General features: G+C 67.3%; 8 protein-coding genes. All 8 read left to right on the forward strand.

From position 1 onward, the window contains the following. The first annotated feature begins 361 nt into the window (after positions 1 to 361). On the forward strand, positions 362 to 1246 hold the full coding sequence (locus tag VFZ66_07155; GenBank protein HEX6288950.1) for a glycosyltransferase family 2 protein: 885 nt from the start codon (positions 362 to 364) through the stop codon (positions 1244 to 1246). A gap of 28 nt (positions 1247 to 1274) precedes the next feature. Further along, the gene (locus VFZ66_07160) at positions 1275 to 2279 is read left to right on the forward strand and encodes a glycosyltransferase family 2 protein (protein ID HEX6288951.1); all 1005 of its coding nucleotides are present in this window, start codon (positions 1275 to 1277) and stop codon (positions 2277 to 2279) included. Further along, positions 2276 to 3406 (forward strand): glycosyltransferase family 4 protein, encoded by a 1131-nt coding sequence (locus VFZ66_07165; protein ID HEX6288952.1) that lies wholly within the window; start codon positions 2276 to 2278, stop codon positions 3404 to 3406. Before VFZ66_07160 ends, VFZ66_07165 begins: the two co-directional genes overlap by 4 nt. Further along, positions 3394 to 4635 carry a glycosyltransferase family 4 protein gene (locus VFZ66_07170; GenBank protein HEX6288953.1) on the forward strand — a complete coding sequence of 414 codons (1242 nt, stop codon included), beginning with the start codon at positions 3394 to 3396 and terminating at the stop codon, positions 4633 to 4635. Before VFZ66_07165 ends, VFZ66_07170 begins: the two co-directional genes overlap by 13 nt. A gap of 57 nt (positions 4636 to 4692) precedes the next feature. Beyond that, on the forward strand, positions 4693 to 6660 hold the full coding sequence (locus VFZ66_07175) for a hypothetical protein (GenBank protein HEX6288954.1): 1968 nt from the start codon (positions 4693 to 4695) through the stop codon (positions 6658 to 6660). Beyond that, a complete protein-coding gene (locus tag VFZ66_07180) occupies positions 6650 to 7402 on the forward strand; it encodes a DUF1616 domain-containing protein (GenBank protein ID HEX6288955.1) in 753 nt (250 codons plus the stop codon). Before VFZ66_07175 ends, VFZ66_07180 begins: the two co-directional genes overlap by 11 nt. 119 nt (positions 7403 to 7521) lie before the next feature. After that, the gene (locus VFZ66_07185) at positions 7522 to 8841 is read left to right on the forward strand and encodes a hypothetical protein (GenBank protein ID HEX6288956.1); all 1320 of its coding nucleotides are present in this window, start codon (positions 7522 to 7524) and stop codon (positions 8839 to 8841) included. Between the two features lie 147 nt (positions 8842 to 8988). Continuing rightward, positions 8989 to 10945: cellulose biosynthesis cyclic di-GMP-binding regulatory protein BcsB (locus tag VFZ66_07190; protein ID HEX6288957.1), on the forward strand; the 1957-nt coding region annotated here is incomplete at its 3' end.

Here is a 10945-nt window from a genome sequence, read left to right on the forward strand (position 1 = left end):
TAGTACCTCGTCGATAGTCCCGTTCACCCTTTTGTCAGGGAAAATCAGCATATCTTCATCTTCGCTCGAACGTTTTTACCATTGAAGCCACGACTCGTCCGCCCTTCCGCTCGAACCGTCACGGAACAAACCAAAAACTCGCAATGATACCTTATTTATCCTACGTTGCTACGTGAAAGGACCTCACACCCCCCGGCACCCGCCTACCCTGAAGTGATCGCTCAAACGCCTCGTGTGTCATGCCGCTGTTTGCCGAATGCCGATACCGCGCAGCAGCGCCGTATGCCTCCGTCGGACCCACTGTTTGCCAAATGCCGATACGTGCAAGCAGAACATCATGTGTACCAGTGAGGATCGTGCCATGAACCTTTCGACCAACAATACACCATCCCTCGACCAGGCAGTACTGGCGATGAATGCCCAGGCAGATCATACAGTCTCGACAGCGGATACCGGCTCAGCCGGGCAGCATTCAGGATCATTTGGCGATCTGCCCGCGATGGCCTACGAAAGCACGCAGCGACCAGCCGCGAAGCACCGGGTGAGTGTGATCATTCCCGCGCTCAACGAGGCAGAAAACCTGCCGTATGTCCTGCCGCGCGTTCCGGCCTGGATCGACGAGGTGATGCTTGTCGATGGGAACTCGACCGATAACACGGTTGAGGTGGCGCGGCGGCTGCGGCCTGATATTCGGATCGTACAGCAGCAGGGGCGGGGCAAGGGCGCGGCATTGCGCACCGGCTTTGCGGCGGCGACCGGTGATATCATTGTGATGCTTGACGCCGACGGCTCGACCGATCCCGGCGAGATGGAGCTGTTCATTCAGGTGCTGTGCAACGGCGCCGACTTTGTCAAGGCGTCGCGCTTCATCCAGGGCGCTGGCACCTCCGACATGCCGCTCTACCGTCAGTTTGGCAACGAGGCGCTGACAATGCTGGTGCGTCTGCTGTTCGGCGGGCGGTTTTCCGATCTGTGCTACGGCTATAACGCCTTCTGGGCGCGCGTGCTGCCGCTGCTGGAGCTGGATGGCGACGGCTTCGAGATCGAGACGATGATGAACGTGCGGGCGCTGCGCGCCGGGCTGAAAGTCGTCGAGATGCCGAGCTTCGAGTCGGAGCGGGTACATGGCGAGGGCCGCCTGCGCACGATCCCCGACGGCTGGCGGGTGCTCAAGACGATCTTCAAGGAGCGCCTGCGTCCATACCGCCCGGCTACCCATAACCTGAAGCATCCTACCGCCAGCTAAGGCGCTACTCGCCAGAGCCAGATAAACAATGACACAATCTTCTGAAGCTTTTTCGGTGATCCTCTGCGCGTACACCGAGGCGCGCTGGAGCGATCTGATCGCGGCGGTAGCATCGGCGCAGCGCCAGACGGTGCTGCCGCGCGACATCATTGTGGTGATCGATCATAACCCGGCGCTGCTCGCACGGTCGCGCGCCTACTTCTCCGGCGTGACAGTGATCGAAAATCGCGGCGCGCGTGGCCTCTCCGGGGCGCGCAACAGCGGCGTTGCGGCGGCGCGCGGCTCGCTGATCGTCTTTCTCGACGACGACGCGATTGCCGCGCCCGACTGGCTGGAGCAGCTCAGCGCGTGCTACGCCGATCCCGCAGCGATCGGCGTCGGCGGCGCGATCGAGCCGCGCTGGACCGCTCGACAGCCGCGCTGGTTTCCCGCCGAGTTCAACTGGGTCGTCGGCTGCACCTATCGCGGCATGCCTGAGCGTCGCGCCGCCGTGCGCAACCTGATCGGCTGCAATATGTCGTTTCGGCGCGAGGCATTCGAGCGCATGGGCGGCTTTCGGATCGGGCGCGTCGGCGTGCTGTCGATCGGCCAGGAGAACGACGACACCGAGTTTTGCATCCGGCTGACGGCGTCGCTGCCCGATGCGCAGTTGATCTATCAGCCTGGCGCGCGGGTGCAGCATCGCGTCCCGCCGCAGCGCGCGACGCTGGCCTACTTTGCGCGGCGCTGCTACTCCGAGGGCCTCTCGAAGGCGTATCTGGCGCGGCTGGTCGGTCACGATCGCGGGCTGTCCTCGGAGCGCGATTACACGCTGCGCACGTTGCCGAGCGGCGTGCTGCGCGGCGTGATCGATACCCTGGCACGCCGCGACGCTGGCGGCCTGCTGCGGTCGTCGGCGATCGTCGCGGGCCTGGCGATCACCACCGCTGGCTATCTGGCTGGTCGTGTCGCGCACCTGATGCAGCGCCGTCCTGTCGTCGATCGAGCCGAGGCGCAGCCTGAGCGCAGCGCGATGGAGCAGCCGAGCGCATGATGACAGCAAGATCGGAGCCGCTGCGGGTGCTGATGGTCACGCCCCGCTATTTTCCGGCGATCGGCGGCGTCGAAACCCATGTCGATCAGGTCGCGCGCCGCATGGTGCGCTCCGGCGCTGAGGTCACGGTGCTGACGACCGATCGCAGCGGTGCGCTGCCGCAGCGCGAGCAGCGCGAGGGCGTGACGATCGAGCGGGTGCGGGCGTGGCCTGCCGAGCGCGACTACTACTTCGCGCCCGGCATTGCGCGCGTGATCGAGCGCGGCGCGTGGGACATCGTGCATTGCCAAAGCTATCATACCCTCGTCGCTCCCCTGGCGATGCTGGCCGCGCTGCGGGCGCGGCTGCCCTACGTCGTCACCTTTCACGGCGGCGGCCACTCGTCGCGGCTGCGCAACGCGATGCGCAAGCCGCAGTGGGCGCTGCTGCGTCCGCTGCTGGCTCGTGCCGCGCGGCTGGTGGCGATTGCGCGCTTCGAGATCGCACTCTACGGCCAGCAGTTGCGCCTGCCCGCCGAGCGCTTCGCGTTCATTCCCAACGGCGCGGATCTGCCCAGAGTCGCGCCGCAGCCTGGTGCCGCGACCGCCGGGCCGCTAATCGCATCGGTGGGGCGGCTGGAGCGCTACAAAGGCCATCACCGGGCGATTGCGGCGCTGCCGGAGGTGCTGAGGCACTACCCGGCAGCGCGGCTGCGGATCGTCGGAACCGGGCCGTACGAGGAACCTTTGCGGCGCATGGCGGCGCGGCTTGGCGTCGCCGGTCGCGTCGAGATCGGCGGCATTCCGCCGACCGAGCGGCACGCTATGGCGGCGCTGCTGGCGAGCAGCGCGCTGGTGACGCTGCTGAGCGACTACGAGACTCATCCGATCGCGGCGCTTGAGGCGCTGGCGCTTGGCCGTCCCGTGCTGGTGGCGGATACCTCCGGCCTGGGCGAGCTGGCAAGCCGGGGCCTGGCGCGGGCCGTGCCGCTCGCGTCCACGTCCGCGCAGGTCGCCGCCGCGATCGTCGAGCAGCTGCGCGCGCCGCTGGTGCCGCCGCCGATCGAGCTGCCGACCTGGGACGATTGCGCCGCCGATCTGCTGAAGCTCTATCATTCAATCGCCGGGAGGCCACCATGCGCGTCCTGATGCTGACGCAGTTCTACCCGCCCTACATCGGCGGCGAGGAGCGCCATGTGCGCAATCTGAGCACGAAGCTGGCCGCGCGCGGCCACGACGTGGCGGTCGCGACACTCTGGAATCACGGCCTGCGGGAGTTCGAGGACGACCAGGGCGTGCGCGTCTATCGCGTTCGCGGCACGATGCAGCGGATCGAGCGGCTGTTTAGCGAGAGCGCCCGCAGGCACGCGCCGCCCTTTCCCGATCCTGAGCTGGCGCTGGCGCTGCAAAAGGTGATCCGGCGCGAGCGTCCGCAGATCGTCCATGCGCATAACTGGATGACGCGCTCGTTCGTGCCGCTCAAGGCGTGGAGCGGCGCGCGGCTGGTGCTGACGGTCCACGATCATAGCGTGGTCTGTCCCAAGAAGAAGCTGATCTATAATGACGATCCGTGCAGCGGCCCCGCGCGCGGCAAATGTTTGGGCTGCGCCAGCACGCACTACGGCAAGATCAAGGGCCTGCCGGTGGCGCTCTCCAACGTCGTGATGAGCACGGCGGAGCGCGCGGCGGTCGATATGTTCGTGCCGGTCAGCAGCGCGGTGGGCCACGATAACGGCCTGCTCGACGGCGCTGTGCCCGCGCGGGTGATCCCGAACTTCGTGCCCGACGACATCGGCGCGCTGCCACACCCAGAGGGTGCCCGGCCCCATCCCAACCTGGCGCAGCTGCCCGCTGGAGAGTTTATGCTCTTTGTCGGCGCGTTCGGGCGCTACAAGGGGCTGGATGTGCTGGTGCGCGCCTACGCCGAGCTTGAGTCCGCGCCGCCGCTGGTGATCATCGGCTATCACACGCCCGAATACCCGGTGCGCACGGTCGATTTTCCGCCAAACGTCCACGTGCTGCGCGACTGGCCGCATGAGGCCGTGATGCAGGCATGGCAGCGCTGCATGTTCGGGCTGATCCCGTCGATCTGGTCCGATCCCTGCCCGACGGTGGCGATGGAGGCGATGAGCACCGGACGAGCCTTGATCGCGTCGCGCATCGGCGGCCTGACCGATCTGGTGGTCGACGGCGAGACGGGGCTGCTGGTGGAGCCGGGCGATCATCGCGCGCTGGCTCAGGCGATGCGGCGGCTGCTCGACGATCGCGCGCTGTGTCGTCGCATGGGCGACGCCGGGCGGCGGCATGTGGTCGGGTTTCAGGCAAGCACGGTCGTACAACGGATAGAAGACCTCTATGATGAACTCCTCGCGCGATAGCCACGCGCTGGCGGTGCGGATACCAGCCACGCGCGACGACGGAACCGGCTGGCGCGCATGATCGAGCGCGGGACGAGTCTCGGTCGATCAGATCTGCATCAGCTCGGCATCGGCCTGGTTGCAGCGCCGCGCTCCGGGCCGACGACAGGGCTGCTGGCGCGGCGCATGCCGATTGTGCGGGCGGGGGCCTGGGGCTGGCTGCCTGTGCTCAGCGTGGTCGGCGCGATCGGCGTGGTGCTGGTGGCGCTGGCGCACATCGGCGCGCGCTACGACATGTCCTGGTCGCAAACGCTCTTCTGGATCGGCCTGATCGTGCTGTACGGGCCGCTCTCGGCGCGGCTGGTGATGCCGGGAGTCAACCGCCAGGAGACGATCGGGCTGCTGCTGTTCCTGGGCTTCGGCGTGTATCTCGCCAAGCTGCTGCATAGCCCGCTGGGCTTCACCTTCTTCGACGAGTTTCTGCACTGGCGTACCGCGAACGATATTCTCAAGAGCGGGCATCTCTTCACCGAGAACTCGATGCTGCCGGTATCGCCGCTCTATCCCGGGCTGGAGATTGCGACCAACGCGCTGGTGCATCTGACCGGCATGAGCATCTACGAGGCGGGCGCGGTGATCGTCGGGGTGGCGCGGCTGGTGCTGACGCTGACGCTCTACCTGTTCTACGAGCAGATCGGCCAGTCGGTGCGCATCGCGGGGATTGCCTCGGCGCTCTACATGGCGAATCCGCACTATCTTTTCTTTGACGGCCAGTTCGCGTACGAGTCGCTGGCGCTGCCGCTGGCGACGCTGGTGCTGTTTGTGCTGCTGCGCCGACAGCAGATGCCGCAGGCGCAGGGGCGGCTGACGCTGATCGCCGGCGCTGGGCTGTGGGCGGTGGTGGCGACGCATCATGCCACGTCGTACATGCTGACGATCTTTCTGCTCCTCTGGATGACGATCACCTTGATCTATAACCGATGGTCTGGCGCGGACGAGCCCGGCCTGCTGCTGATCGCGCTGCTGATGATCGCGGCGAATGCGGTCTGGCTGATCTGCGTTTCCAGCATCACGATCGGCTATCTCGCGCCGCATCTCCAGGGCGCGATCGAGTCGGTGCTCAACCTGATCGCGGGCGAAGGATCAGACCGCGAGCTGTTCAAGTCCAGCACGGGCATCCCTGTGCCGCTGCTGGAGAAGCTGGCGGGGCTTGGCGCGCCTGGGCTGATCATGCTGACACTGCCCTGGGGCCTGCTGCAATTCTGGCTCGGCTATCGCAGCCGCGCCACGACGTTTATGTTTGCGCTGGGCGCGCTGACCTATCCGGCGACGCTGGCGCTGCGGTTGACGGGCGGCGGCTGGGAGATTTCGGCGCGCTCGTCGGTGTTCGTGTATATTCCGCTGGCGTTCGTGCTGGCGCTCGGCATCGAGCACTGTCGGCTGCCGCGCTTTCTGGGCTGGCTGGCGGCGCGGCTCGAAGCCTACAGGCGCTGGCTCTGGCTCAAGCCGCTGGTCTTCGTGCCCTACGCCGCCGTGATCTTCGCGGGCGGCGTGATCGCGGGCTGGTCGCCCTGGGCGCGCCTGCCGTGGCCGTACATGGTCGCTGCCGACACGCGCTCGGTCGAGCCGCAGGGCCTGGCTGCCGCCGAGTGGGCGCGCGATTACCTGGGGCCGGATAATCGCATTGCCGCCGATCGGATCAACATGACGCTGCTGGGCACGTACGGCGAGCAGCGCATGATCAACGATCTGATCGATAAGGTTTCGATCTCCGGCATCTTCCTCACGCCCCGGATCGGCCCCAACGAGCGCACGGTGATCCGCAACGGTCGTATTCAGTATATCGCCGTGGACGAGCGCACCACCAGAGCACGACCGCTGGACGGGCACTACTACGAGGGCTGGGAGCAGATGGTCGTGCCGTTCAAAGCGCCGGTCGATCGCGCGGTGCTGGAAAAATTCGCGCATATGCCCAACGTCAGCCGCCTCTTCGACAGCGGCGATCTAAAGTTTTATGACATCGGAGCGCTGGCAGATGAGCCGTAAGGTCGCCGATCTGCTGATCGTGGGCCTGCTCGCCGCGCTGGCGCTGCTGGGCGGCGAGGGCGGGGCGCTGCGGGCGCTGCTTGGCCTGCTGCTGGTGCTGGTGCTGCCGGGCTACGCGCTTACGGCGGCGCTCTTTCCCGATCGCGCGCTGCCGCGCACCGACCGCATGCTGTTTACGGTCGGGTTTAGCCTGGGCGTGACGATCCTGGGCGGCTTCGGGCTGAACTGGACGCCCTGGGGCTTGCAGCGCGTCTCATGGACGATTCTGCTGAGCTACATCACGCTCGGCGGCTGCCTGGTCGCGCTGATCCGCCGCCCTGCGCTGCCGCTCTCGGCGCGGCGCACGACGTTTGGGCTGAGCGTCGGGCAGGGATTGCTCTTTGTGCTGGCGGCACTGGCGATCATCGGCGCGCTGGTGATCGCCCGCAGCGAGGCCGCGCAGCATCCCGCGCCCAATGTGGTCCAGCTCTGGATTCTGCCCGCAGAGCAGACGCAGGGCGTGCGGCTGGGGGTGATCACGAAAGGTCCGCAGGCGGGCCGCTATCGCCTGGTCGTGCAGCGCGGCGGCTATATCATCCGCGAGTGGCCCGATCTGGCGCTGGCGGCCAACGAGCGCTGGGAGGCGACGGTAGACCTGCCGCAGCGTCAGCCCGGCGCGGGTCCGGTCGAGGCACGGCTCTACCGCGCGACAGAGCCGAGCGCGGTCTATCGGCGCGTGATGCTCTGGGTCGATCAACGCTGATCCCTGATGATCGAATGCGGGGGTGGGTAGCCGCGACACACCGTGTCGCCCAGGGCGAGGCAGCGCCGTGCTCCTACGATCCGAATCCACATGGAGAAGATTACCTGTCAAGGAACGCTATGAAGATTGTGACGCGCCTGCGGAGCGCCGCCAACCGCGAGCTGCTGGTCAACGCCGGGTCGATGATCGGCACGACGGTGGTAACGTCGGGACTGGGCTTTTTGTACTGGTGGCTGGCCGCGCGCCAGTTTCCCGCCGAGATCGTGGGCTTTGCGTCGGCGGCGATCTCGGCGATGAGCCTGCTCGGCACGATCGGCATCGTCGGGCTGGGCACGCTGCTGATCGGCGAGCTGCCGCGGCAGACCACACAGCGCGGCGCGCTGGTGACAACCGCGCTGGTCGTGGCCGCGCTGGCGTCGGGGCTGCTCGGCCTGCTCTTCGCGCTGATCGCGCCCGTGGTTTCGGTGGAGTTCCAGCCGCTGGCGAGCGACGGCCTGACGGTGCTGCTCTTCGTGGCGGGCGTCGTGCTGACCGGTATGACGCTGGTGCTGGATCAGGCGTTGATCGGGCTGCTGCGCGGCAGCCTTCAGCTCTGGCGCAACGCGATCTTTGCTCTGGTCAAGCTGCTGGCGCTGCTGCCGCTGAGCCTGTGGCTGTCGGATACGACCGGCCTGGGGATCTATGGCACCTGGCTGCTGGGCAATCTTGTGTCGCTGGCGGGGCTGGCCGGGATCGTCGTGGCGGCGCGGCTGCGGGTGCGCGTCCACGCGCCGCAGTGGAACGTGCTGCGCAAGCTGTCGGGCGCGGCGCTGAGCCACCACGCGCTGAATCTGGCGCTGCAACTGCCGGGACTGGGCCTGCCGATCGTGGTCACGGGCCTGCTCTCGGCGGCGCTGAACGCGAGCTTCTACATGGCCTGGCTGATGCTGAATCTGGTCTTTGCGATCCCCTACACGCTGACGACGGTGCTCTACGCCGTGGGCATGGCCGACCGCGCGACGTTCGCGCACAAGATGCGGCTGACGCTCAGCATGGCGACGGCGATCGGCGTCGTGTCGAATATCGTCGTCTGGCTCAGCGCCGATCTGCTGATGGGCGTGTTCGGGCCGAGCTACGCCGCGCAGGCCGCGTGGACGCTGCGGATCGTTGGCCTGGGCGTGTTTCCGCTGATCGTCAAAGATCACTATGTGGCGATCCGCCGCGTCCACGAGCAGATCCCGCCGACCGCCGCGCTGATCACGCTGGGCAGCCTGCTGGAGCTGGGCCTGGCCGCGCTGGGCGCGCGCTTCGATGGGCTGTCCGGCCTGAGCATCGGCTTCGTGATCGCGCTGTACCTCGAAGGGCTGCTGATGGCGCGCACCGTCTATCGCGCGGCGCTGATTCCGCCCGCGCCTGAGTGGCAGCCGGTCGAGCCGCTCCCGGCCTCGAATAGCGCGTGAGCGCCGCGAGTCGCTCTCCCCATGCCGAGCAACCGTTTGCGCTATGCGCTATCAGGACCTCTACCGACATCGACAGGCCGAACCACGAGTACAATGCAGCACACGCCTGTCAAAGCCGGGAAAGGACTTGTCTTCGACGCGAACATCATGAACAGGTTGCTCTCTTGTTTGATCCTGATTGGCGTGCTTGCCGGTCTGTGGGCGCTCCCCGCCGCGCCGGTCCACGCCCAAACCTCCGAGCCGGTCGGCGAGAATATCGTCAGCTTTGCCCGGCTTGGCGTCCGCGAGCAAAATTTGCGCGGGCCGTTCGACTCGGCGCAGCTTGATTTTAGCGTTCCCGCCAACTGGGAGCTGACCGATGGCGCGGAGCTTCAGCTTAATCTCGCAACCTTTTTTGCCGGTCAGTCCAACGCGGGCGCGGCGGATGGCGCGGCGGGCCAGGCCGGGCGCATGTTCGGCGGCACGCTTCAGGTCGTCTTCAACGATGTCACGGTGCAGACGATCCTGCTGGATCAGATCGGCGAGCGCACCGTTAGCGTGCCGATCCCGGCGTCCGCGCTCACGTCCACCCGCCGCGACGGTCGGCATTATCTCAATCTGCTGCTCGACACCGACGAGCAGTGCGGCCTGGAGCAGTACACCAGCCTGATCATTCGTGCCAGCTCGCAGTTTGTGCTGCCGCATCGGATCGTCGCGCCGCCCACAGCGCTGGCGCTGCTGCCGCGTCCGATCGTGCAGCGCTCGTTTCTGCCGGATACCGCGACGATCGTGGTGCCCGACAACCCGACGCCGGGCGAGATCCAGGCGGCGCTGACGATCGCCGCCGGTCTGGGCCGCATGGCCGACAGCGCCTTCCAGCTTGCGCTCCAGCCTGTCAGCCGCGCGCAGGCCGATACGCTCAAGCGGACGCATCTGATCCTCGTGGGCAAGATCGAGTCTCTGCCGCTGCGCGACGATCTGCGTCTGCCCGCGCGGGTGGACGCGACGAGCGTTGCCGACGACGGCGTGATCCAGATGGCGGTTTCGCCCTGGAACGACGCGCAGGTCGCGCTGGTGGTCAGTGGACAGAGCGACGCGGCGGTGATCAAGGCGGCGCAGGCGTTCAGCACCGGCACGCTGCGCGGCGGCGAGCAGCCCAACATGGCGCTGGTAGCGGCGGTGCAGCCGCAGCCCGTCGCGGCTGCCGCGAACGTGGATCGCAGCTTCGCGGAGCTGGGCTACGAGGTGCAACGGCTCTACGGCCAGGGCGCGCAGTACGCCGCCTATCGCTTCGAGCTACCTGTGGGCCAGGTGATCAGCGGCGAGGCGCATCTCGATCTCTCGTTCGTGCATACCGCGCTGCTGGACTACGATCAGTCGGGGATGACGGTCAGCCTGAACGACGAGCCGATCGCCAGTATCCGCCTCGACGATAACTCGACGCGGCTGAGCAGCACCCGCGTCGCGCTGCCCGCCTCGGCGGTACGCGCCGGAAGCAATCTGCTGGTGCTGCGCGCCGATCTGCTGCCCCGCGCGATCTGCACCGATCCGCGCGGCAATGGCCTCTGGCTCACGGTTCGGCCCGAGTCGATCCTGCACCTGCCGCTCAGCCCCGCGACGGGCGAGGCCACTACCCACACGATCGATCTGAAGCGCTATCCCGCGCCCTTCACCGTCAGCCCCAACCTTGAGCGCACCGCGCTGATCGTCGCCGAAGACGATCCGCGGAGCTGGAGCATCGCCACGGCCATCGCCTTTGATCTGGGCCGCCAGATGCAGGGCACGCTCGTCGATCTGGCCGCCGCCTTTGGCAGCGCCGTGCCACCGCAGGTGCGCCAGGAGCGCGATCTGCTGATCGTCGGGCGGCCAAGCGCGCTGACGATCGTCGGCGAGCTTGGCGCGGCGCTGCCCGCGCCCTTCGCGGCTGGCAGCGATCTGGCCGCCGAGCCGAACGCTCCGGTGGTTTACCGGCGCTCTCAAGGCGAGCATGTCGGCTATCTGCAACTGCTGGCCGCGCCGTGGTCCAAGGAGCGCGCCGTGCTGGCCGTGCTGGGCAGCACCGACCAGGGCCTCGGCTGGGCGGGCGCGGCGCTGACGACGCCCAGGCTGCGCAGCCAGCTCAGCG

This window comes from Herpetosiphonaceae bacterium (genome assembly GCA_036374795.1).
In the GTDB taxonomy this organism is placed as follows: Bacteria; Chloroflexota; Chloroflexia; order Chloroflexales; family Kallotenuaceae; genus LB3-1.

Coding starts and splice junctions, on each gene's coding strand:
- VFZ66_07160 (HEX6288951.1), top strand. CDS start 1,275: ATGACACAATCTTCTGAAGCTTTTTCGGTGATCCTCTGCGCGTACACC.
- VFZ66_07185 (HEX6288956.1), top strand. CDS start 7,522: ATGAAGATTGTGACGCGCCTGCGGAGCGCCGCCAACCGCGAGCTGCTG.
- VFZ66_07180 (HEX6288955.1), top strand. CDS start 6,650: ATGAGCCGTAAGGTCGCCGATCTGCTGATCGTGGGCCTGCTCGCCGCG.
- VFZ66_07165 (HEX6288952.1), top strand. CDS start 2,276: ATGATGACAGCAAGATCGGAGCCGCTGCGGGTGCTGATGGTCACGCCC.
- VFZ66_07155 (HEX6288950.1), top strand. CDS start 362: ATGAACCTTTCGACCAACAATACACCATCCCTCGACCAGGCAGTACTG.
- VFZ66_07175 (HEX6288954.1), top strand. CDS start 4,693: ATGATCGAGCGCGGGACGAGTCTCGGTCGATCAGATCTGCATCAGCTC.
- VFZ66_07170 (HEX6288953.1), top strand. CDS start 3,394: ATGCGCGTCCTGATGCTGACGCAGTTCTACCCGCCCTACATCGGCGGC.